The 23,110-nt window shown below is 59.5% G+C and carries 24 protein-coding genes; 5 read left to right on the forward strand and 19 right to left on the reverse strand.

The features are described 5' to 3' along the window. Positions 1–14: 14 nt before the first annotated feature. On the reverse strand, positions 15–518 hold the full coding sequence (locus NBG89_RS24135) for a hypothetical protein (protein ID WP_431322863.1): 504 nt from the start codon (positions 516–518) through the stop codon (positions 15–17). A 194-nt stretch (positions 519–712) separates the two neighbouring features. On the opposite strand from NBG89_RS24135, the gene NBG89_RS24140 reads away from it, so the two are divergent. From NBG89_RS24140 to NBG89_RS24150, 3 genes are all read left to right on the forward strand, one after another. Then, positions 713–1,291 carry a DedA family protein gene (locus tag NBG89_RS24140; RefSeq protein WP_431322864.1) on the forward strand — a complete coding sequence of 193 codons (579 nt, stop codon included), beginning with the start codon at positions 713–715 and terminating at the stop codon, positions 1,289–1,291. A gap of 244 nt (positions 1,292–1,535) precedes the next feature. Further along, on the forward strand, positions 1,536–2,846 hold the full coding sequence (locus NBG89_RS24145) for a hemolysin family protein (protein WP_431322865.1): 1,311 nt from the start codon (positions 1,536–1,538) through the stop codon (positions 2,844–2,846). Positions 2,847–2,924: 78 nt separating this feature from the next. After that, a complete protein-coding gene (locus tag NBG89_RS24150) occupies positions 2,925–3,206 on the forward strand; it encodes a DUF1236 domain-containing protein (protein WP_431322866.1) in 282 nt (93 codons plus the stop codon). 206 nt (positions 3,207–3,412) lie between these two features. Here the strand turns inward: NBG89_RS24150 and NBG89_RS24155 are convergent, their stop codons facing one another. Together NBG89_RS24155 and NBG89_RS24160 are read right to left on the reverse strand one after the other, a co-directional pair. Then, positions 3,413–3,622, reverse strand: coding sequence for a hypothetical protein (locus NBG89_RS24155; protein ID WP_431322867.1), 210 nt, complete (start codon positions 3,620–3,622; stop codon positions 3,413–3,415). Between the two features lie 135 nt (positions 3,623–3,757). Beyond that, the gene (locus NBG89_RS24160) at positions 3,758–3,901 is read right to left on the reverse strand and encodes an iron chelate uptake ABC transporter family permease subunit (protein WP_431322868.1); all 144 of its coding nucleotides are present in this window, start codon (positions 3,899–3,901) and stop codon (positions 3,758–3,760) included. A gap of 333 nt (positions 3,902–4,234) precedes the next feature. Between NBG89_RS24160 and NBG89_RS24165 the strand changes: the two genes are divergently transcribed. Continuing rightward, complete coding sequence (locus tag NBG89_RS24165) at positions 4,235–4,552, forward strand: DUF6665 family protein (RefSeq protein ID WP_431322869.1); 318 nt, start codon at positions 4,235–4,237, stop codon at positions 4,550–4,552. 3 nt (positions 4,553–4,555) lie between these two features. On the opposite strand, the gene NBG89_RS24170 is transcribed toward NBG89_RS24165, so the two are convergent. The 7 genes from NBG89_RS24170 to NBG89_RS24200 form a co-directional block, all read right to left on the reverse strand. After that, a complete protein-coding gene (locus NBG89_RS24170) occupies positions 4,556–5,386 on the reverse strand; it encodes a shikimate dehydrogenase family protein (protein WP_431322870.1) in 831 nt (276 codons plus the stop codon). Beyond that, entirely contained in the window at positions 5,383–6,465 is a 1,083-nt protein-coding gene (locus NBG89_RS24175) for a Gfo/Idh/MocA family protein (protein ID WP_431322871.1), read from the reverse strand. Before NBG89_RS24175 ends, NBG89_RS24170 begins: the two co-directional genes overlap by 4 nt. A 16-nt stretch (positions 6,466–6,481) precedes the next feature. After that, positions 6,482–7,246 carry an amino acid ABC transporter ATP-binding protein gene (locus tag NBG89_RS24180; protein WP_431322872.1) on the reverse strand — a complete coding sequence of 255 codons (765 nt, stop codon included), beginning with the start codon at positions 7,244–7,246 and terminating at the stop codon, positions 6,482–6,484. Positions 7,247–7,278: 32 nt separating this feature from the next. After that, the gene (locus NBG89_RS24185) at positions 7,279–7,920 is read right to left on the reverse strand and encodes an amino acid ABC transporter permease (protein ID WP_431322873.1); all 642 of its coding nucleotides are present in this window, start codon (positions 7,918–7,920) and stop codon (positions 7,279–7,281) included. 10 nt (positions 7,921–7,930) lie between these two features. Continuing rightward, positions 7,931–8,599: an amino acid ABC transporter permease gene (locus NBG89_RS24190; RefSeq protein WP_431322874.1), complete on the reverse strand. Its 669-nt coding sequence runs from the start codon at positions 8,597–8,599 to the stop codon at positions 7,931–7,933. 9 nt (positions 8,600–8,608) lie between these two features. Next, positions 8,609–9,052 carry a type II 3-dehydroquinate dehydratase gene (locus tag NBG89_RS24195; RefSeq protein ID WP_431322875.1) on the reverse strand — a complete coding sequence of 148 codons (444 nt, stop codon included), beginning with the start codon at positions 9,050–9,052 and terminating at the stop codon, positions 8,609–8,611. Between the two features lie 102 nt (positions 9,053–9,154). Next, the gene (locus tag NBG89_RS24200; protein ID WP_431322876.1) at positions 9,155–9,985 is read right to left on the reverse strand and encodes a transporter substrate-binding domain-containing protein; all 831 of its coding nucleotides are present in this window, start codon (positions 9,983–9,985) and stop codon (positions 9,155–9,157) included. Positions 9,986–10,233: 248 nt separating this feature from the next. Between NBG89_RS24200 and NBG89_RS24205 the strand changes: the two genes are divergently transcribed. Continuing rightward, positions 10,234–12,123, forward strand: coding sequence for a bifunctional sugar phosphate isomerase/epimerase/4-hydroxyphenylpyruvate dioxygenase family protein (locus NBG89_RS24205; protein WP_431322877.1), 1,890 nt, complete (start codon positions 10,234–10,236; stop codon positions 12,121–12,123). Positions 12,124–12,133: 10 nt separating this feature from the next. Here the strand turns inward: NBG89_RS24205 and NBG89_RS24210 are convergent, their stop codons facing one another. The 9 genes from NBG89_RS24210 to NBG89_RS24250 form a co-directional block, all read right to left on the reverse strand. After that, entirely contained in the window at positions 12,134–12,808 is a 675-nt protein-coding gene (locus NBG89_RS24210; protein ID WP_431322878.1) for a GntR family transcriptional regulator, read from the reverse strand. A gap of 39 nt (positions 12,809–12,847) precedes the next feature. Beyond that, positions 12,848–13,537 (reverse strand): GntR family transcriptional regulator, encoded by a 690-nt coding sequence (locus NBG89_RS24215; protein WP_431322879.1) that lies wholly within the window; start codon positions 13,535–13,537, stop codon positions 12,848–12,850. A 332-nt stretch (positions 13,538–13,869) separates the two neighbouring features. Continuing rightward, positions 13,870–14,097, reverse strand: coding sequence for a hypothetical protein (locus tag NBG89_RS24220; RefSeq protein WP_088702748.1), 228 nt, complete (start codon positions 14,095–14,097; stop codon positions 13,870–13,872). Positions 14,098–14,410: 313 nt separating this feature from the next. Next, entirely contained in the window at positions 14,411–15,730 is a 1,320-nt protein-coding gene (locus NBG89_RS24225; protein WP_431322880.1) for a glycosyltransferase family 4 protein, read from the reverse strand. Beyond that, the gene (locus tag NBG89_RS24230) at positions 15,727–17,910 is read right to left on the reverse strand and encodes a hypothetical protein (RefSeq protein WP_431322881.1); all 2,184 of its coding nucleotides are present in this window, start codon (positions 17,908–17,910) and stop codon (positions 15,727–15,729) included. Before NBG89_RS24230 ends, NBG89_RS24225 begins: the two co-directional genes overlap by 4 nt. 86 nt (positions 17,911–17,996) lie before the next feature. Continuing rightward, the gene (locus NBG89_RS24235; protein WP_431322882.1) at positions 17,997–18,728 is read right to left on the reverse strand and encodes a hypothetical protein; all 732 of its coding nucleotides are present in this window, start codon (positions 18,726–18,728) and stop codon (positions 17,997–17,999) included. An 8-nt stretch (positions 18,729–18,736) separates the two neighbouring features. Beyond that, positions 18,737–19,984, reverse strand: coding sequence for a glycosyltransferase family 4 protein (locus tag NBG89_RS24240; protein ID WP_431322883.1), 1,248 nt, complete (start codon positions 19,982–19,984; stop codon positions 18,737–18,739). Next, on the reverse strand, positions 19,981–20,820 hold the full coding sequence (locus tag NBG89_RS24245; RefSeq protein WP_431322884.1) for a class I SAM-dependent methyltransferase: 840 nt from the start codon (positions 20,818–20,820) through the stop codon (positions 19,981–19,983). Before NBG89_RS24245 ends, NBG89_RS24240 begins: the two co-directional genes overlap by 4 nt. Next, positions 20,817–23,069, reverse strand: a complete 2,253-nt coding sequence (locus NBG89_RS24250; protein ID WP_431322885.1) for a glycosyltransferase family 2 protein — start codon at positions 23,067–23,069, stop codon at positions 20,817–20,819. The genes NBG89_RS24245 and NBG89_RS24250 overlap by 4 nt, the downstream gene beginning before the upstream one ends. Positions 23,070–23,110 lie beyond the last annotated feature (41 nt).

The following is a 23,110-nucleotide window of genomic DNA, read 5'->3' on the forward strand; positions in this document are numbered from 1 at the left end:
ATGCAGCTAACTGTTTATTCCCGCGAGCGCATGGGAGCCATCGACAGAGACTGTGAATAGGCCTGTGGTGAGCGTTTTCCAGGCATGTTCTCGTCGAGAATAAGTGTTTTGACATCGTCCGAACGGATGTCCAAGGCGATTACCCGATCAAGCTGATCGACCTGCCAAACGGCATAGCCACGTTCCGCCGAATAACCGCAGTCGCCTCCGCATTTGTCACCGGCAATCTTGTGGGCGACTGCTGGGATAAACATGATCTCTGGCTTGGGCAATTTGTAGCAATGACCCTCAAAGGCATAACCATAAGTTATGCCGATGCTCTTGATGTATTTCTCTCCTTCGGCACAGCAGAATTTCGAAAGTCCGCTAACCTCAATGGGCAGTGTGCAGAACGAGCTGCCATCGTAGATTGCAAGTACAAATACCCGATCTCTTTCATGAGATACTCTAGCAACGCGTCCAGCGAGTCGCCGGGATGGGGAGCGGGGGGAACCCAACTCTAGCTTTGTATTCTTCATCCTCTGTCGCAGCCTTCGTAAGGCTAACACATTCCTGGCCTGTTGCGAGCGTGTCGTTGTGTCGGTGTCTCGCGATAATGCAGCGCGACAGCTTGCAGCGGCCCGGCAATGTCGGGAGTATGCTTGCCGCAGACATTGCCGCAGGACGCAATTCAGGGCAGATTGCACATCGTTGGGCCGCCGGAGGTCAGGCATTGCTGGAAAGACTGATTGGTGAATACGGCGTGCTGGCCGTCTTTCTCGGAGCTGCGGTGGAAGGGGAAACGGCCGCATTCTTGGGGGGAGTTTTCGCCCATCGGCAGCTTATTCCATATTGGCAGGTCGCGTTGGCTGCATGTCTCGGATCGTTTGCCGCGGACCAGTTCTTCTTTCTGTCCGGTCGCTACGCCACGAAGTGGTCCTATATTCAAAAGCTGCTTGGATCGGAACCGATTGCGCGAGTGACGCGGTTCCTCGAAACATACCCGACGGGCTTCATCCTCGCCTTTCGCTTTATCTACGGCATCCGAACGATCAGCCCCGTTGCGATCGGCGTTTCCAAGGTTTCGGCGCTGAGGTTCGCCATACTCAACGCGATCGCCGCGCTGATTTGGGGCGTCCTGATAACTGCGATTGGGTTTCTCGCCGGACAGGCCGTTGAGGCCGTGCTCGGACGGCTGCAGCTTCACCTGCATTTGTTGATCGCGCTGGCCTGCGTCGCAATTCTGGTTCCGGTCACTGCCTATGCTTTGAGGCGTGCAATGGCGAAACGCTTGGCTCGCCCGGGCGCTTGAGAAGAAGCGAGCGATCAAAAATGGCGTGACGCCCGAAAGCGGTCGGCATTGATCGGGTCGCGAGAGGCTCAAGAGATGCCATCACCCAGCGATGGCGCTTCTGGCGTTTTGCGGTGATCTGAGCTCCGGCGCTCCGCGATCCTCAAAGAAGCAAAGAAACCGTCACTGCGACGGGCTTGGTGCTGGTGTTCTGTGGGAGAATGCCTATGTTTCGCTTAGTTTCGAAATAACAGGGTTCCCATTTTTGCTTCTCGAAATTTCAATCGTTGCTATTCTCACCATCTTGAATGGCGTTCTTGCCATGTCCGAGCTTGCAGTTGTTTCCTCACGACCGGCTCGGCTCAAAGTCCTGGCCGATCAGGGAAGTCGCGGAGCTGCCATGGCAATCCGGCTGGCTGAAGAGCCAGGACGGTTTCTATCGACCGTGCAGATCGGCATCACCCTCGTTGGCGTGCTGTCCGGTGCATTCTCGGGTGCAACGCTCGGCGCGCGACTGGCGGGCTGGCTCGGTACGCATGGCCTGTCACCGGCCGCAGCCGATGCGCTCGGGGTCGGCTCGGTCGTGGTCGCTATCACATACCTGTCGCTGATCGTTGGCGAATTGGTGCCCAAGCAGATCGCGCTTCGGGCGCCCGAGACGGTCGCAAGCAAGGTCGCTCCGGCGATGATGTTCCTGTCTCGCATGGCCGCCCCGCTCGTCTGGCTGCTGGACATCTCCGGCCGCACCATCCTTCGTCTTCTTGGTCAATCGGGCAAGTCTGGCGACGTCGTGACCGATGAAGAGATCAAGACCGTGCTTGCGGAGGCGCACAGCGCCGGCGTCATCGAAACGGAAGAATCGGCGATGATCTCCGGTGTCATGCGTTTGGCAGACCGAAATGCCAGGGCCTTGATGACACCGCGCCGCGATGTGGAGGTGATCGATGTCGAGGACGGTTTCAACGAGATCAGGGATCAACTCCGACGGACCGTGCAGGCGCGATTGCCGGTGCGCAAGAACAGCTCCGACGAAATCATCGGCGTGCTTCTGGCCAAGGACTTCTATGACGCGCTAGCGTCGTCCGGCCATGTCGACATCACCACGATCGTGCAGGAGGTGCCGATCGTATCTGACCTGTCAGGCGCTCTTGACGTCATTCAGGCCATTCGTCGCTCGCGCTGCCACATGGTGCTGGTCTACGACGAATACGGCCATTTCGAAGGCGTCATCACCTCCGGTGACATTCTGGAAGCAATCCTTGGCGCGGTCCAGGAGGATTCGATTGGAGAAAAGGCGATCGTGCGACGTCACGATGGCAGCTATCTCGTGTCCGGCTGGACACCGATCGACGAGTTTGCGGACTTCATGAACTTCCCGGTTGCCGACGACAGGGACTATCAGACGGTCGCCGGGCTCGTGCTGGAAGAAATGAAACATCTGCCTGAGGTCGGTGAGAGTTTCGTCATGAACGGCTGGCGGTTCGAGGTCGTAGATCTTGATGGACGCAGGATCGACAAGCTTCTGTTGACCGCTGAAGTGCCTCTCGACGACGGCGCTCGCCGAAGCTTTCACTAAGGTCGGCACCCGAGCGGCTGTTCGTGAAGGAACCTTCATGTGAAAGGGGAGTTCCCCTTTTCATATATGGAGGCAAATATGAAAGCTCTTACAATAGCTGCGGTAGCAGCACTTGTGTCCGGTACCGCTATGGCTCAGACGGCGGTTGTGACCGTGCCGGGAGAAGTGAGGACCTACATAACCGAACAGGATGTCCCGTCCGTTGTCTATGATGGCGACGTCGTTGTCGGAACAGAACTGCCGTCCTCGGTCGAAATACGCACCATCCCCAGCAATGATGTCTACGGTTACACGGTGATCAACAAGCAACGTATAATCGTCGATCCGCATACCCATCGCGTGATAGAAATCATCAGGTAATCAATCGGTTCATGGTGATCGTTGATGTTATACTTGCGCTCGGACGCATCCGGCTTGCGTTACGGAAGGTAACTCTGGTTGATGCGACCGAGCGCAAACGCTAACCATGCGCTTGGGCGCTTTCGCAATCCTTGGCGGACGCGCTGAAGCATATCTCCCGAAAGCGGGAACCGGTTTCGGCCAAAGACATGCGTCAAAACAAAGAACTAAAGCGCGACAAGCGAATCTGAAAGATCGCGCCGTGCTTTAGCAGCAGGCGGGCGGTCGAACCAGCGCGTCATCAGGAAGAGCGGCGCTGTCGGAACGATCAGCGAAATGATTGCCGTCCCAGCTTCGACCGTCCCGGCCCGATTGGTCGAGGCCGACATCCAGGTCATGAGAATGTAGCTTCGCATGTCTTTCTGGGAAAGTACCATGCCGATGACTGCAAAGCAAAAAAGCACCGATGGCGACGCCTGCAAGCAGGAGCGTCTCCGCCGATAGCCCGCAGCGCCAGGCAAGGACGATCATGGCCAGGAATGAGGTGAGTGCGCCTGCCGTCATGCCAGCGATCATGATCGGAGGCGAGGGAAGGCGAAGATGAACAAGGTCACTGGCAACGCTGCCCCTGCTCCAGACGAGACGCCGAGCACCTCGGGACTTGCCAGCGGATTGCCGGTCACACGTTGCATGATGAAGCCGGCCGCACCCAGCATCGCACCGGCTCCGGCCGCAACGACGATCCGCGTCAGCCTGAAGCGCGATCCCTTTCTTCAGGCGCGCCGCAGGGTTAGACTTGGATGTCGGTGAGAACGTGATGCGATGAATGGGATGAGCTGCTGCAGGTGTTTTCCGTCGACGGCGGTCCCTGCGCCAACAGCGATGTAAAGCTCTGGATCAAGGGCAAGGAAGCCAGGCTGATGCGGGATGGGAAGACGCAAACATGCCAAGCCAACTGAGCGTGTTGGTTGATGCATCCGGCAAACCCCTTGGCAACGCAACGTCGCTGCCTGATCAAGACAGAACGCAATATCCGGAAAGGAGACAGTGTGAGTCTGAGGCCACCACGATCAATCTCGGGCCAGTCGAGCGCTTTGACTCCACTGGAATATGAGCTTGCTTCAGCGCGGGCGGATGCTTTAGGCCGTCAGGGCAGGAAAGCCGAAGCGGCGCTGGCGAGGCTTGCGGCATGGTCGCCGGGCGACGGCATGGTTGACCGGCAAACCCTTCTCGAGGAGGCCTCGCAAGCCGTTTGGGCATTGTTGATCCAGCGCGAGATTTGCGGGCTTCACAATGGCAAGGATGTCATCAAGCGCTACGAGATCCCCGGTGAGGTTCTTGCAAGGCTCGGCGCCGTGCGCAGGTAATCCTCATCGAATCCTTGCGAGCGACCGCAAGTCGTCGGCCGTTGTCGTTGGAAATCCGAAGAACTCCAGATAGGCCGGGATCTGCTCAAACAACATGTCCGTGCCAACCTGGAATGGGCATCCGCGCTGGCGCGCAGCCGCAAGCAGTGGCGTGATCTCTTCCTTCATGACGACCTCGCCCACGAATGTGGATGCAGACAGGCGCGAGACATCGAGCGGCAACGGATCGCCTTTTTGCATTCCGAGCGGCGTCGCATTGACGACGATATCGAAACCCGTCGGATCATTCGAACCGGCAGCCACGTCAGTATCCGGATAATAGGCCGCCAAGCGGCTTTTGAGCCCATTCAGCGTGGCCATGTTGTCATCGTGAAGGGCAATTCGCCGCACGCCAGCGCCTGCAAGTGATGCGGCGATCGCCGACCCGACACCGCCGGCGCCGACGATCAGTACCTGCGCCCCCGTTATTCTTTGCCCTTTGCGCAAGAGGCCACGCACAAAGCCTTCGCCGTCGAACATGTCGCCCATCAGCCGGCCGTCCGGCGCAAGCCTGACTGCATTGCAGGAGCCTGCAACCTTGGCGTTCGTGGAGACCTCGTCGATCAATCCCATGGTCGTGATCTTGTGAGGCATCGTGATGAGGGCGCCGTGAATATTCGAAAGTCTGAAGACGAGCCTGAGGAACGAGGGATAGTCTTCAACCTTGCAACCCATTGGCACGACAACGGCGTCGATGCCGCTCCTCTCGAAATATGGATTGTAGATCAATGGAGCCTTGAAAGCTTCTGTCGGATAGCCGAGATGAGCAATAAGCCGCGTGGTTCCAGTTATCATTTCGGTGACCTCGTCGAACCTGGGGTTTCGTCCAGGTGGATCGTCTCGCCTGACCGCGCCGATGCCTTGATCGCCTCGATGACGCGCAGGGTGGCAAGCCCTTCCTCGGCGCTGACAAGAGGCTCTGCCTCACGACGAATGACATCGCAGAAGTGCTGGAGCTGTATTGTTAGTGGATCGGCCGGAGAAAATGGCAAGTGTTCCCTGACGAGCGGCTCCAACCAACCGGGCTTCGACATGTTGGTCCAAAGTTCGAGCCGCGGAATGGTCAGCGATCCGCCTGTCCCGCCGATCTGGTAGCAAAACTGATCCTGCTGCGGAAACGCCGGGTTCTCCCCGCTCGTCGTCTCCCAGCTCCAGGGGGAGGCGGCAGCATCAGATGCATTCATGGTTGCGAGCACACCGCTTCGGAAACGCAGCAGGATAACGGCCGTATCCTCGACTGGATTGCAGCGGACCGAATTTGACTCCATCGCATGGACAGCGTCCACCTCACCGAAGAAATAGCGAAACAGATCAACGTCATGGATCAGGTTGATGAAGGTCGGCCCGCCACCTTCCTGTCGGCGCCAATCGATATCGAAATAGCTGTCTGGCTTGGCGACCCAGAATGTCGCTTGAACCGTCAGGATCTTGCCGAGCCGGCCGCTTTGAAGAACGCGCTTTACCTCTCGGATCAAGGGGTTGTGACGGCGATGGTGACCAATCAGGATCGGTACCCCTGCCTTTGCGCCGGCAGCAACGAGGGTGGCAGCAGCTTCACCATTGTCGGCGATCGGCTTCTCGACAAGGACCGGAATTCCTGCAGCGATGACCTCCAGTGCATTGGCCGCATGAAGCTGGTTCGGCGTGGCAATAATCACCCCGTCCAGGCGCTCGGCCACGATCGCTTCAGCAAGGGTGGCAAACCATTTGGCGCCCTTGCTTGCCGCAAAGTCGCGCCCGGCGCGGGAGGGGTCGATCACGGCCGACAGCGTGGCGCGCGGCTCGGCAAGAACACCTTCGATATGGCGGCGGCCGATGAGCCCGGCGCCCATCACCGCGATTTTCAAGAAAGCCGCCTGCGACGGTGCTGACATGAATTTCCTCCGCATACTAGTTGTGCAGGATTTCGCCGAGGAACTTACGTGTGCGCTCGTGGCGGGGATTGGTGAAGAACTCGCCGGGAGGCGCCTCTTCGACGATCGCGCCGCTCGCCATGAAGATGACGCGGTTTGCGACCTGCCGCGCAAAGCCCATCTCATGGGTCACACAGACCATCGTCATGCCTTCGTCGGCAAGGCTGATCATGGTATCGAGCACTTCCTTGACCATTTCAGGATCGAGAGCGGAGGTCGGCTCGTCGAAGAGCATGATTTTCGGTCGCATGCAGAGCGCTCGCGCGATTGCGACGCGCTGTTGCTGCCCACCGGAAAGCTGCAGCGGATATTTGCCGGCTTGTTCGAGAATCTTGACCCGCCCAAGCAGCGAGCGTGCGCGGTCCTCGGCTTCCACCTTTGCCATGCCAAGTGCGCGCATCGGCGCCAGCATGCAGTTCTGCAACACGGTCAGATGCGGAAAGAGATTGAACTGCTGAAAGACCATGCCAACTTCGCGGCGGATCGCGTCGATCGCCTTGGCCTGGTTTGCGAGCAGGATGCCGCCGACGCGGATCTCTCCTTTCTGATATGTCTCCAGATGGTTGATGCAGCGGATCAGCGTCGATTTTCCACTGCCGGACGGACCGCACAGGACAATCCTCTCGCCCTTTAGAACCGACAGGTTGATATCGTGCAGCGCCTGAAAGGCGCCATACCACTTCTCCACATGGTTCATGGTGATAACGGTCTCGACAGTCGATGCGGGCGAAGGAATGTTCATGGTTGCGTCTCTTTCGTTGTCGGGCCTGGAAATCACCGCGATGCCGCGGCAAACTTCCGTTCCAGGCGAGCCCCGAAGATCGTCAGTGGGCAGCACATCAAAAAGTAGAGTGCGCCGACGATCCCGAAGACCGTCAGCGGCTCGAAGATCTGGTTTGAGATGATGTTGCCAGCGCGGGTAAGCTCGGTGAAGCCGACGATGGAGGCAAGCGAGGTTCCCTTGATCAACTGCACCAGGAACCCGATCGTTGCCGGCAGTGAGATGCGTAGCGCCTGTGGAAGAATGACGTCCCTCATGCGGGAGACATATTTGAGGCTGAGCGCTCTTGCCGCTTCCGTCTGGCCGTGCGGAACCGCTTCGATCGAGCCGCGCCAGATCTCGCCCAGATAGGCGCTGGCATGCAGGGTCAGGCCGATCGCAACGGCCACCCAGGCATCGAGCTTGAAGCCGATCAGGGCAAGACCGTAATAGACCACGAAAAGCTGCATCAGGAGAGGAGTGCCTTGGAATACCGCGATATAGCCGGCCGTCGCTCGCTGCAGCAGCGGAATTTCCGAGGTACGCGCGAGCGCCACGCCAAGCCCGGCGATGCAGCCGCAGACAAAGCCAACTGCGGACAAGACGACGGTCCATTTCAGACCGATCAGAAGGAAGACGAATTCGTCGCGACCCATCGACTGGCTCCTACTTGACCGGATAGGTGAAATAACGTTGCGAAAAGAACGCGAAGAGGCGCATCATCAGCCAGGAAATGACGAGGTAGAAAACCGTCACCGTGAAATAGACTTCGAAGCTGCGGAAGCTTTCGGACTCGATGCGCTGCGAAACCGAGGTAAGCTCATAGGCGGAGATTGCCGAGGCGATGCTGGTCGAAAGCGTCAGTAGCACAAACTGACTGGTCAGCGACGGATAGATCGCTCTGAGCGCCGGCTTGAGAATGATCAGACGGAAAACCTGAGCCTTGTGCAGCCCAAGCGCAAGGCCTGCCTCCATCTGACCTTTGGAGATCGACTGGACGCCGCCGCGGATGATCTCAATGGCGTAGGCGCCGCCGTTGATCCCAAGCGCAATGATCGCCGTCGGCGTCGGATCCAGCCGGATGCCGGCGAGCGGGAGGGCGAAATATAGGAAGAAGATCTGGACCAGGAATGGCGTGTTGCGGATAAGCTCGACAAAGCCGATCACCAGCCAGCGCAGCGGCTTGTAGCGTGAATCTCGCAGCCCGACCCCGCCGATGCCGATGACGATTGCCAAAAGCATACCGCAGAGCGCAAGCAGCAACGTGCCGAGGCAGCCGAGGAGCAGGTTCGGCAGACCATCGATGACAGGCGTGAAATCCAGCGTGTAGGTCATCACCTCTCCTCAGTCGCGTCCCACCATGCCGGCCATAGCCTGGATCGCCAATTCATACCCGGCTGCGCCAAGGCCGATGATGATCGCCGTTGCGACCCGAGAGATAAGGGATTTGTGATAGATGCTCTCGCGGGCATGCACGTTGGAAATGTGCAACTCGATCTTCGGCGGATCGAACGTCTTTAGCGCATCGAGAAGCGCAATCGACGTGAAGCTATAGGCGGCCGGGTTGATGATGAGGCCGCAGGCCTCCCTGCGTGCCTGGTGCACGCTCTCCACCAGCTCACCTTCGAAATTTGTCTGGCGAAAGTCGATGTCGAATCCGAGGTCATTCGCCTTGGCGAGGCACTTTTTTCTGATGTCCATAAGCGTCGTCGTGCCGTAGACGGAAGGCTCCCGCTCACCAAGAAGGTTCAGGTTTGGCCCGTTGAGCACAAATATCGTCTTGTTCATGATCGCGCTCCAAAAGACGCGCAAGGCCGTTCATTCGGCGTCGCGACACCTTTGGCGGGCATTGCAGCGCCCGCCAGCTTGCTCCTGCCGATTGAGTTGGGCTCAGTTGGCGGTGAACGGAATGCCTTCGAGGCTATCGGGGAATTCCGGAACCGGCACCTTCATCCACTTGTCGTAGATCTTCTTGAGTTCGCCGTTGGCCTTGATCTTGTCGATGAAGGTGTTGATCGACGCGTTGATTTCCTTTTCTCCAAGCCGCGTGCAAGCGCCGTTATAGAGCTTCTGGAACTCCAGCTTGTTTTCGAACTCGCCCGGACGAGCCTTTTCGACACGGTCCATGTAGAAGATATTGCCGCCAAGTGCTTGAACTTGACCTGATACCAGCGCCTGGACGCTGGGCGCATCACCGTCGAAGCGGCGGATTGTGGCACTTTGGGGCGCGTTCTTGGTGACCTGGGTATCTTGCGCCGCACCTTTGGCAACGCCGATCGAGAGATTGGCCATGTCGTCATTCGTTTTGACCGACATGGACTTTGGAGCAATCAGCACGATGGCGTTGGCAACATAGGGCTTGGAGAACTGAACGGCTTTGGCGCGTTCCGGAAGCATGGCCATTGTTGCGAAGAGAACGTCGACGCGGCCGGTGGTTAGAGCCGGAATACGGTTGTTGACTTCCAGCGGCACGAACTCGACAGAAACACCCAGTTCCTTCGCGTAAAGTGTCGCAATATCGGCATCGAGGCCGTCCTGCTTGCCGCCGCTCGTCACGAAGCCCCATGGCGGGTTGTCGCCCTGGATACCAACGATGAGCTTTCCTCTGGCCTTGATTTCTTCGGGCGTGACCGCGGCAGCCGGGTTTGCGAGCCCGATCGCAGCCACGAGGGCAGCGGCACAAAGCATCGCGCTTCGGCGCGTCAGCATCGACTTGAACATTGATTCCTCCTCCTTTGGGCGGTCCCTTGGACCCAACAGTCTTCCTCTCCCGACTGCATGAAGGAATTTTTGACAGAGGATGCTTCGTAAATCAACATAGTTTTTTAAAATCATATGAGACTTTTCATTTGACCAATTGATTTGAAATGCTCACGACATTCGGCATAATGCCATTATCGAGAGTTGGCGCGCAAAGCAGACCAGCCCGGGGGGGCGCTCTCGTGACGCCGAGGAAAGGGTTTTGAAATATGAAGACCTCGATAGCGACGGTAACACTCAGCGGTGAACTGCCCGACAAGCTTGAAGCCATTGCACAAGCAGGTTTCGACGGTGTCGAGATTTTCGAAAACGACTTCCTGGCCTTTGATGGGAGCCCCGTCGACGTCGGCAAGATGGCGAGCGATCTGGGGCTTGCAATAACGCTTTTCCAGCCGTTTCGCGATTTCGAAGGCATGCCCGATGCGCTTCGAAGCCGTACCTTCGACCGGGCCGAGCGCAAGTTCGACATCATGCAGGAGCTTGGAACCGATATGGTGCTCGTCTGCTCGAACGTCTCGCAGGCTGCCCTGGGAGGCATCGATCGCGCGGCCGCCGACTTTCACGAATTGGGAGAACGAGCCGCCAAACGCGGCCTCAAGGTGGGTTATGAGGCACTTGCCTGGGGGCGTTATGTCAACGATCATCGTGATGCCTGGGAGATCGTGCGGCGTGCCGATCATCCGAGTGTCGGGCTTGTTCTCGACAGTTTCCATTCGCTCTCGCGCAGGATCGACATCAACTCGATCCGGTCGATTCCAAAGGAGAAGATCTTTATCGTCCAGTTGGCCGATGCGCCGCTGATCGATATGGATCTGCTCTACTGGAGCCGCCATTTTCGCAACATGCCGGGCGAGGGTGATCTACCGGTGACTGAATTTGCAGAAGCGGTGGCCTCGACCGGGTATGATGGCTACTTCTCGCTCGAGATCTTCAATGATCAGTTCCGTGGTGGCTCCACGCGTAAAATCGCCGCGGATGGCCATCGCTCCCTGATCTATCTGGCAGATCAGGTTCGCCGCAATGTCGAGACGCCGATCGGTGTAGCGATGCCCAAACGCGCTGTCGTCAAGGGCGTGGGCTTCGTCGAATTCGCGACCGACGAGGACGAGGCCGCTGAACTGGTCGCCATGCTGCGGGCCCTTGGCTTTCGCAAGGCGGCCGTCCATCGTTCGAAAAAGGTCTCTCTCTTCGAGCAAGGCAATATTCGTATCCTCGTCAATGTCGATCCTGCTGGCTTTGCCAGTGCCGCCTATGCCGTTCACGGCACATCTGCCTACGCACTGGCGCTCGTCGTTGACGATGCCGGCGAAGCCTATGGCCGTGCCCTGGCGCTCGATGCCGAGCCGTTTCGCCAGCCGGTTGTCGATGGGGAGCTTGAATTCCCGGCCATCCGAGGGGTTGGCGGGGGGCTTATCTATCTCATTGATGACAAGAGCCCGCTTGGCCGCTTCTCGGAGATCGATTTCGAACAGGTGGCTGACGACAGCGATAGCGATGGTGCCGGACTGCTGCGGTTCGATCATGTCGCCCAGACGGTTGCCTATGACGAAATGCTGACCTGGCTGCTCTTCTACACTTCGATCTTCGACACCAGGAAGACGCCGATGGTTGATATCATCGATCCTGGCGGCGTCGTGCGTAGCCAGGTCGTCGAGAATGAAGCAGGCACGCTGCGCCTCACGATGAACGGTGCCGAAAATCGCCGTACGCTCGCTGGTCACTTCATCGCCGAGAAATTCGGTTCGGGCATCCAGCATCTGGCGTTTTCGACAAACGACATTTTCGCCACGTCGAAGAGACTTCGAAAGCAAGGCTTCACGCCGCTCCATATATCGCCGAACTATTATGACGATGTTGAAGCCCGCTTTGGCCTCGCCCCGGATCTGACCGAGCGATTGAAAGCGGATAACATTCTTTATGACCGCGACGAACATGGCGAATATTTCCAGCTTTACAGCGGCACTTACGGTGAGGGATTCTTCTTCGAAATCGTCGAACGACGCGGATATCGGGGCTACGGGGCGCCGAACGCGATCTTCCGGATTGCCGCACTCAAGCGGCAGATGCGGCCGGAAGGTATTCCAAAAGATGCCATGTGATCGGTCTTGATCACTCTATGCGGCCGCTCTTCAGGACGTGCGCCACGCCACTTTCTATATGGCGGCGAACGACGGACCTGGCGCCCTCGACGTCGCGCTTCAAGGCAAGTTCGAATAGTCGCTTGTGGTCGTCAACGACAGCCTGACCGCGAAAGCTTCGGGCCAGCATGTGATAGCGTAAGAACCTGTCGAACACGGAAGACAGCGCCGCCATAAGCGTGGCGGAATTGCAGGCCGATACGATCGCCTGATGAAATTCCCAATCGTAGCGAACCCAGTCGATCGTGCGCGATGTATCGCCCGCAAGCAGCTTCTTTTCCGCTGCCGCCAGCTTGTGGTGGGCGGCGACAATGCGTCCCTCCCATTCGAGATCTCCGGCCGCAAAAGACACGTCGATCGCGTGGGTTTCGAGTACGGTACGCAGGTCGGCGAGCTCTTCGAGCTCCTTGCGCGACGCCGGGCTGACTTCAAAGCCGCGCTGACCTTCCGCCAGGACCAGGTTCTCGGTGGTCAGGCGGCTGAGTATTTCGCGCAGCGACGAGACGCTGATGGAATAGCGCTCCTTGGCCTGCTCAAGTTTGATTTTCGCACCAGGCGCCAAGACACCGGAAATGATGTCCTGGCGGATCTGCCGAAAGACGACGTCGCTTACAGTTTCGGAAGGTTCACCGGCAATTTTGAGCATGAGATCCTCTGCTTTGCTCAGGCGCCAAGAAAGCACCAGCTATGATGCTTGTGTTGGAACGGCCGAAAGCAGGCCTTTTCCAAGGGCATGCTCGACACCGCCTTGTATGTGACGCTCGAGGACTTTCTTTGCGGTCTTGCTGTCGCGTTTTAAGGCGGCTTCCAAGAGCTGCCTGTGTTCCTGTTCGGCAACGCCGCCGCGATAGGACAAAGCAACCATCTGATATCGCAGATATTTGTCGAAAACGGCCGAATGCGTCTCCATCAGCAGTCGCGATCCGCAGGCAGAAATCAGCGCCTGGTGAAACTCCCAATCATAGCGCTTCCAGTCTTCCGCCCTGCTTGTGTCGCCCGACGCCATCACCTGTTCCATTCGCGCAAGCTTATAATGCGCGGAAACCAGCCTTGCCTCCCACTCCACGTCGCCCTGTTCGAAGGATTGTTCGAGCGCATACTCTTCGAGAAGCAGGCGCAAGGCTGCGATCTCCCTCAGATCGGCAATCGATACCCGTGCAACCTCAAAGCCCCGCTGGCCCTCCGCCACGACGAGCCCTTCGGACGTCAAACGGTTCAAAATCTCGCGAAGGGTGCTGACGCTGGCCTCGTAGGCCCCTTTCAAATTCTCCAGCTTCAGCTTCTGGCCAGGCGCCAGACGCCCAAATATGATGTCCGCGCGTATTTGCCGATAGCCGCTGTCAGCGACGGTTTCCTCAATAATTTCCTGACGCACGCTCCGTCTCCGAGATTTTTCCTTTCGTCCTATATATCTGAATTGCTAGGTCGGATTCAATGTGAGGTGCAGTTTGCGGGCATCGATCATCGCTCGGCAACAAGCCGCCGCCGATTTTATCAACGGATCCAACACCATCGTCACAATCTTGATCGAAAGCTTGCGGGGAGGACGCGAACCGATCGCGTCACCGTACCCCAGCCAAGGCGGTTGTTTCGGGGTGCCCCGCTTCGCTTCTGCGACTTAACGATGCTCTCGTCGCAAAGGATCATGCCGATCTTAACTGGCAAGTGGTCCACGCGTCGTAGCAGGAAGATCCGGGCCCAAGCCGATCAAGCAGACTTCGGCAATTTCGGACTTTCCGAAAGAATGCGCGCCTGGGCAACAGAGACGCCATAGGACGCCATCAGCCACAGGCTGAGCGCAACGGCACGCGGTACCGGCTGCTCACCCGACGCCCACCGACGGCTGGTGAGTTCATCGACGCCAAAAAGCTCTGCGGCGACGCTTGCCGTCAATCCAGTGACAGCGAGCGCCGCCCTGTATTCGGACGGAGTCATTTGATGCGTTCCCGGCGCGCTTCGCGCGCGTTTTATTTCGTTATCGGATAGATTATCTTTCATTTAGTTGCGTGCGTTAGTAGGGAGCGACATTTTGTGTCTGTTTTGCGACATCTTCGCCGAAGAGAGAAAATAGGCGGGGGAACGATTTGCCACCTTGAGCAAATATGGGGATGACGGATCCACTGCGTGATGGGGCTGATCTATCCAATTACCATATCAAATTGGCCCTGGGAAAGGCCCTTCTCAAGGGGGTAGTTGCATCGATCGTTTCTTGGTCGAAGCGGTTTCGTGTTGCTCAAGACGAGCGTCGTCAAAGCGCAGGGGAGAAAAGCGCAGCGTTCCCGGCCATTGCGGCATCGCGCTTCCGCCCAAGCAGCGCGCGGTAGAGCTTGACGTGGTCGCGCGCGCAACCGAGGTGGTCGGCAGGTTGTCGCATGGAAGCGCGTAGCCGATCCCAGGTCTGGTTATCACCCAATACCTCGACGATGCGGTCCGCGAGATCCTGGCTGCTTCCCGCGCGGAAGTGCAGGCCGTCCTGTCCTTCCCGTACCTTCTCGGCCATCCCGCCGATGTCAGAGCAGATCATCGGCCTGCGATGGAGCAGGGCCTCCTGGATCACAACAGGCGAATTTTCCCACCAGACGGACGGTAGAACCACCCAGTCGACCGAACGCATCAGGCGCGGCACGTCCGCGTTCTGGTAAGCGCCATAGAATCGGACACGCTGGCCAGCGTCTGCGATAAGCTTCTTCATTCGTTCCTGGAATTCGATCGGCTGTCGCTCGAGGTTGCCGCCAAAGATCATCAAGCAGGAGTCTTCGCCCCATGTCTCCTTCGGGATGCGCAAAACCGCGTCAATCAGGACGTCGACACCCTTGAACGGGGTCATCTGGCCGAAATAGGCGAAGCGGTTGCGACGCGGCTTGAGACCCTGCAAGTCGCGCGCTGGCGCAGCCGCCTCGATGGCGATCCCGTTTTCGATCACGCAGAGCTTGTCCTCTTCTATGCCCCATTTGATGTAGCGCTCGGCCAGAAACCGGCTGGGCGAGACGAAGGCGTCTGCAAGGTCAAGCATCCCGCGCGCAAACAACTCCCGCTTCAAGAAGTGCGAGACGGGGATGTCGGGAAAGCAACCGTGGCAGGCGATGGGGGAGGCCGTTTCACAGAGCTGACCGGACGGTCGTTTCACCATCTGCCCGTGATTGTGGCAGATCGAAAGGTATTCGTGGAACGTCACCAGTATGGCCGCATGGGGAAATGCCTCTCTAAGGGCGTAGAGCGCTTCGAGGCCGATGCCGAGAACATGATGGAAATGCACGACATGAGGCCTGAGATCGCGCGCGAAGCGCAAGAGGTCTCGGCTGATCGCCTGGGTGTCGCCATTTGACAAGAAGAAGTGGTCGTAGTCGTCCGTGTGAAACAGCAACTCATCTTCGGCAAGGCGAAAGCTCATCAGCGCGGAGGCGGCATGCCGGGGTACCGGATGGCCGACCCGGGCGAGGTAAACCGATCTCACGTCCGGCAATGCGTTTAGGCCGCGATGCAGGTTGTGCGATGCGATTTCTGCCCCGCCGAGCGACACTGTCGGGTGCGCATGCGAGACGACAAGGACACGAAGCTGCTCCTTCATGCGGGCCTCTTTTCACGATGTTTCTCGCCTGCGAGGACAGGCGACCATTGGCTCCCCAATATTTTTCGATCGATCTCTTCCACCAGAGCCGCCATTGCCGGACTGTCCCCGTTGCGTGCGTCGTCGCAGCCCCACATCTGCACCGATGGCAGCAAATAGCAGTGGATACCGCACCGGCTGAGACGCAGGCCGAGATCCAGGCCTTTTTTCTGGACGCCGAGATAGCCGCCGGAAAAGCCGCCCGCGCGCAGCAGGGCGTCGCGAGGCATGACACAGCACTCGAGCGAAGCCGCCACGATGCGGGTCAGCTTCATTTCGGTAACTGCTTTCAGCGGATATCCGGCATATCGGCCGACAACTGGCAGGTCGCCGTTGTCGTCATCGATCCAGTTTCCCGCCCAGCGAACGGAATGGTCCTCGTAAGCCAGTACGGGCGAGATGATGCTTCCTTTCAGGGGCGCGGCCGTGGCCAAGAGCTTGCCGTACCAGCCTGTCCCGCGCGGGACCAGTGAGGCGGAGAACGACACGACTGTTTCACACGAGAGTGCCTGGGTGCCGGCTTCAAGCATATCGTAGAAGTCGCCTGCTCCCTTCACCGATACGAACCTGGCCGAAAGGCGATAAAACCGCACGAGTTCTTTGAGGCGGGCTGCCTGCCTGAGAAAGCGCTCGGCAGGCATGGCGATCACGATCGGCGCGCGCCGGGTCTCCGGATCGAGCGCGAGCAAGGCCAGCAGCGGTGAAATGTTCTCCTCTCCCTCCCCAACACCGATGACGATCGGCGGGCCGCTTTCCTGATCGAAAGAGCCAGCGTCCAGGATTGCGTCGGTGACGGGCGCCGACTGTCTGGACGAGCTGAGGAACGGCACAATTTGTGCGTCGACGATCGCCGGCAACGCACAATTTGCTGGATCGATGGAACCGATTTGGCGCAACGCCGCCAGGCGCGCCGAAACCCGCGTTGGTTTGACTGGCAAAAACGCGCGGCGCAAATCGCGAAGCGTCAGTTCGAAGTAGAGAGGTGCACCGTGATCTTCACTCGGCAATTGGGCGTGGACGATGAACCCGTGGGCACGCTGTTCACCTTGAATGCTCGGCGCGAAGTGCTGCTCCTCGTTGAAACTGTCCGTGACATCGGGACGATCGAGGCGCGTCCAGCGTTCGTCCAGGCGAGCCGCGCCGTTGCGTCTACGAAGTCTTACCGCCGCGACGTGGGCGTCGGGATCATAAAGCCAGCCGCAGGCGAGGAGTTTTCCTCCATCGGCCTCGAATATATTGTCTATTCCCATCCGGACGGGAAACGGCAGGCTGGAGACGGTTTCTTCGCCATCAAAGCTGTTAGCGGCCGCTCGCAGGGATAGGAGCACGTCCGGCGCGCCATGTGCGCGCGGCAGGATTGACCTGACGTGTTCGGGCGTTTCCAGCGGGCCGGCGATGCGCTTTCGCGGGTGGACCGCGGCATACCTCCAACCGCCGCGCCCCCGAAAGACGAGGCCTTCTATGTCGCGCGCGCGGGCAGCCTGGCTAGCCTCGAGAAGACCGACAAAACCCGGGGCGCCATCGGGCGCGTCCGGGCGGGAAAAGACGGCGATGCCGCACTCCGAGGCCACCGATGTCGGGCTGCCGACCACACACACCCGGCAAGGCCCGGGCGCCATGCCGCGGCTCCAGCCCTGCAGGAATGTCGTGCCCTCATGACTTTCACCAATCAACTCGATGAAACCATCGTTTGCGTGGACTGCCTGCAAAAGTGCGGTGATGGTTAGAAGTCTACGGAGGTTAAGGTTGCCGGCCATCAGAACGTCGACGAGCCCATCAATGACGGCGGCTGCGTGAGATCCTGCGGCTTCGGCCACGATCGCGGCTGCTTCCTCCGCGGAGGCAAGTCGGGGCGCGAAGATGTAGCGTGCGCCCGTTTCCTCCTCGCCGAACCGCATCGCAGTCATGGCGCGGTCCGTGCCGTCTGTCGGCAGGAGCGCCGCGAAGCCGTGCTTGGCCCTTGGCGAGCGAGGGGTCAGTCGCCATTCCGAGACAAACGCGCTTCGCGCGCCTTCTTGATCCCCGTCGACGCCGACCATCACGCCGCCGGCCGTCACTTCGCCTGCCAAGACACGACCGAGACCGATGAGCAACAAGGTGGTCTTGTCTACACGGCAGCCGATAACCCTGCCTGGGCGCATAGCCCTGCTGGCCCCATGCTTAACCGCCGTGGGGTTCATAACCGCGGGGGACTGTTCAGTAACCAGCACGCCTTAACCTTTCCGCCTCAGATCCTGACAATCAGCGCGAGGCCAGCGCCCGCGGCAAATCCCACGAGCGCAAACAGCAGCAGTAGCAGGGGTTTCAACTCGCCGCTCTTACGCTTCTGCAACGCACTCAGGTTCTTCTCCATGCCTGCCACCACCCCATCGAGCCGCATCAGATGGACATCGAGATCATTCAGCCGTTGGCCGATATCGACTCTGAGACTTTCGACGGCGTTGCTGAGGTCGGTCAGGCCGACTGTCTCAGTCTTTTCCACATCGATTTCTGTTGTACGCTGCAGCGAGCGCTGTGAGACCTGCAGTTGCCGCTGCGACGCCATCAGTACGTCGAGCTTGTCGAGCACTCTTGCGAGCGGCGCGGCGATCAGAGCTTCGGCTGCCTGCTCGTCTGGCTGGGGGACGCGCAAGGCCTGCTCGGAACCACTTCCATTTCGCGCCACGACGACGAGATCGTTGGCGCGCGACTGGACGAGATCGGGCAGTGCGATTTCAAATGCGTGGTTGCCGTCGCCGATACCGTTGCGCCGCAGGTCGGGACGATTGCGATCGGCAACCGTTTCGGCAATCACCTTGCCATCGAGCAGAACACGGATGGTCAGCCGTTGGCCTGGTGCCATCGGGTCGAATGCCCAGCCGAAGACCCGACCCATGTCGATGGCATCTACCCGGCCGTTCATCGGCTTGACGTTGTCCTGTTCGGATGCGGCGTCCGGTCGTTCAGCGGGACTGGCCATGAGTTCTCCTATGCCTGAAGCCGTGCCGGCTCGAACCGCTTGAGGTAGCGGCGGGCGGTCGTATCGATGTCGTCGGGCTTGCGAGCGTTTTCGCCGAACTGGCGCAGCAGGCTCGGTTCTTCCAAGATGTTGCGCATCGCCGCGGCGAGCGCTCGCGCATCGTTGGGTGGCACAGTCAGGCCGTTGACGCCGTGCTCGATCATTTCAGCCATGCCACCAATGTTGCTGGCGATGACGGGACGGCCCTGGGCCTGGGCCTCCTGAATGACCAACGGAGCGTTCTCCCACCAGACGGAAGGAACAATGGTGCAATCGACCGCCGCCACCAGATCGCCGATATCTTCGCGTCGATAAGGCCCCCGGGGCTGCACGCATTCTGCCGTTTCGGCGAAGCGGCGATCGATCTCATCGACGAAGGTCTTGCTCTGGAAGGGCGCGCCCCCATGCACTCGCAGCTCGAATTCGAGGCCATCGGCCAGAAGCTGGCGCGCGGCATCGAGCAATACGGTCACCCCTTTCCAGGGATTTAGATTTCCGAAATAGCCGAAGACCGGCCGTCCGCCTTCGAGCAGCTCTCGTCGCGCGGCGTTTCGGGTGGGGATGCCATTGGGAATGACGCTAATCGCATCTTCGTCCAACCCCCATTGCACGAAGCGATCCCTTAGAAAAGCGCTTGGTGACACGAAGTGGTCAACCGTGCTCAGCAGCGCCTTCAGGTGCCGTTCGCGCAGGACAAAGCGATCGAGGGGAATGTCCTTGAAGCAACCATGGCAGCGGTCCGGGCTGGCTTGATGGCAAAGCTCTTTGCTGCCGGTGCGCACCATCAGGCCGTCATGATGGCAAATGGGGTAGTAGTCATGGAGCGTCATGACGATCTGACAGTGGGGCAGGGTGCGGCGGATAATGTGAGGGAACTCTGCGCCAAGCAGCAACAGGTGGTGGATGTGGACTACATCCGGCCGGAACTCGCGCAGCAACTCCGTTATGTCAGGCACCACGCCATAGAGGTCGATCTGGCTCATGAAGAAGTGGTCGAAGTGTCCGGACCACAGCAGGACTTCATCTCCCGCCGGACCGATGCCCTGAAAGCTCGTGCCCGGCCTCGCCTCGCGATGGATTTGGTTCGTGGCACCAAGAAACAGAGCCTCGTGCCCAGCGCGCTGGTAGGCGCGAAACAGGTCGTGAGCGAATATCTCCGTTCCACCCGGATGGAGGGACGGATGGTTATGGGCCGCCACCAGAATGCGCTTGCTCATCGAGCATTTCCCCGGCGCTTCGCCACAACGAAGTCCTGATGGTGGCCAGCGTTCGTGCCGCGCCAATGGCCAAGCGATTTCAGCGCGACGGAGAGGCCGGCCCGCTCGAGCGCCTTGTCCAGAAAACCTTCTTCGAAGCCGATCGCGGCAAGCGGCGGCTGGTCGGGTACGAACCAACACGGCCCTTTGCCATAGCGACGGAAAGCGAGACGCGGATCGCGCCGCCCGTTTTCGTTTGCCGCGGCGAAGCCGTCGACCACGAAGGCGGTTATAAATAGGCGGCCACCGGGTGACAGGACTCTGCGGACCTCGGAGAGGTAGACAAGCACCTCCACGGGCGGCAAATGAGTGACCACGGACGTCATGATGACGAAGTCGAAATGATGATCGGGAAAGGGAAGGGCCAAAGCCTTTCCGCTGATCTTGCCGCTCGGGTTGTATAGCTTGTGCGCGATATCCAGTCGCTGAAAGGCGAAATTGGGGTAGGCGGGCGTGATCGCACTCTGGCACCAGCTGATGCCGCCCTCGACCGGATCGATGCCATCGTAGCGGCTCGTTTGTGGATCGAGATACTGGGTGAGCGGCACGGCCATCCGGCCGATACCGCAACCGATGTCGAGCACGCGGCTGTCTTCGCGCAAACCGCCGATGCGAATAAAGTAACCGAGAAACTCCGCCCCTATCGCGCGAAAATCACCGTCTCCCACGAAGACGTTGGTTGGCTCCGGTCGCGGTAGAAAACGATTGGACCGAACGGATTCTATGAGCCAGCGAACACGGTCTTCATCGATCAGCCGGGCCGGCGCGGGGGGATTAACGAGTGCCGCTTGCGTCACGCCGCGTTCCTTTCCCGGGGTCTCCCACCCGCGGTGGCGGGGCGATCCCGGTCTTCGAATCGATTCGCCATCAGCTCGCTGATGTCGTCCTCCCAACGTTGCGTGTGCAGCCATGAATTGTATTGGCTTGCAACGCCGCGCATGTAGTCCTGGCTGCGGCGGATCGAGCGACGCTCGAAATGATACAGGCACGCTGCCGGTTCATAGACTATCTGGAGTCCGAGGCGACGGATCTTGAGGCACAGGTCGCTGTCCTCGTAGTCGCCGATTACATAGTCCTCGGTGTAACCGCCAACGCTCTCGTAAACATCCCTGCGGGTCACAAGGCAGGCGCCGGTGACGCCGGGAACCTCGCGGGCATGCAGCGCCGGCGCGTAGTCGCCCGGCATGCCCTTGTGGAAATGGTGGTTCAGCCAGATCCCGCGCTGGTCGCGGCCGAAGTAGAGACCGGCATGTTGCAGCGATCCGTCCTCGAAAATCAGCTTCGGGCCGGTGGCGCCCAGTTTTGGCCTTTCCAGCACCGCACGCGACAACACCTGCAGCCAGCCTGGCGCGCACGGCACGACATCCGAATTGAGCATCACCAGGATGGCGCCGCGTGCAAAACGTGCGCCGGCATTGCAGGCGCGCGCGTAGCCTCCGTTGCGATTCATCACAACAAACTTCATCGCCAGCCCGTGCAGAAGATGCAGGCCGCCCAGCAGGTGTTCCGTCTCGTCCTGAATTTCCGGGGAATCGAGGACATAGATGATCTCCGCGTTGGCGGCGAGCCACGGATCCGTTGCCATCCCGGACAACTGGAAACGCAGGAAGTCGAGAACCCGGTAAAGTGGGACCACAATCGAAACGAGGGGCGCATCTTTTTGAAGGCCGTAATCCTTGGTGCGGCTGACCTCTATGGTCCTCCCCAATCGTCGCTCGACGTCCTGCAAGGCAGGGGCGAGGATCGTACGGAAGGCGCGGTCGACGGCATGCTGCGGTGGCACGGCGCGCAGGACATGGTTTCGTTGCATTGCGGCCTCGAAAGCCTGTGGCTCCGGGACAAGAGGCATTACCGCTCCCGAGGCGAGGCGCATTTGAAATCGTGGCTGCAGGAGCGGCCCGGGCGGCTCCGCCAGGGGGACCCAGGCAACGAAACCGGTCACATCGGTCTTGCTCTTCTCATCCTTCCCTTGTGCCCATGCTGGAAATTCGTAGCTGTTCCCGTCGAGCGGCACGGCCGTGCCGTCCTCTTTGACGTAGTCGATGCCGGAAAACAAGGTTGACGGCGCATGGAACCAGCCGCCGGCCAACAGGCCGCCTTCGAGCGCCAGTGCGAGATCGACCTCTGCGGACGGACGCATCGACGACTTGGCGATCCGGATTGTCGCCAGTGGTGTGCGAACTTGCAGGTCGATCGCCGTGGCGGCGCCGCTTTCCGGCAACGTGGCGAGCCGACGCACAATCATCTCGCGCAACTCCACCGCCTCGCGGTTTTTAGCCCACCAGCTCTGAAGGCTGGAATAGCGAGGCTTGCCGTCGGCGAGCTGGCGGATGGCGAGGCCGTTCTTGCTCAGAAGGACGATGAGAAACGGAGGGGAGGGGGACGGCGCCTCCGTGATGAAATGGCACGACCGCGCGCCGTGTTTCACGTTGCGTCCGAGGACAGTCCTTACGGCCATGCGTGTGATCGACGTCACGCCGACCGCATAGATCGCTGTGATGTCGCCGAGATCCGAATTGATGGTCGTCTCAATCAGATGGCGCCCTTGCGCAACCTGGCACACGATGCTGGCGGCCTGCGGTTCGGGTACGAGCGCGTGAAGGGCGTCTTCGACCACCATGCTGAACAGCTCGTCGCTGGCAATGCGGAAGGCGCTTCGCCACACAGTCAGGAGGTTGCTGACGAACTTGATGCGAGCATCTGGCGCAAGACCGGCAAAAAGGGCCTCAACATCGAGTGGCGCGAGCCTGCGCGCGGGCTGCATCACGATGGTATCAACAGTGGCGCCGTCTTCTGTGCAGATGTCCACACGCTCCGCCTGGTTTCCTGGCCTCATTGCCCAGAACATGCGTTGCCGTCCGTTGCCAAGCGGGAGCGTCATGCTGACGAGCGGTACCGGCGACTGGTCCATGGACAACAGACACCTTGTGGCGGCGGGAAGGGCTGGGGGGAGATCCAAGATAAGGACGGCCAGCTCGGCGCCGAGCCGAAAAATTTCTGCGTTCCTGAAATCGCCCGTGGCGTCTATCGATACGTCGAACGTCACACGCTATCCTCTGGATTGGAATAGCGCGCCCCAAGGGAGGA

It is taken from the genome of Rhizobium sp. YTU87027 (assembly GCF_050644135.1).
Lineage (GTDB): Bacteria > Pseudomonadota > Alphaproteobacteria > Rhizobiales > Rhizobiaceae > Rhizobium.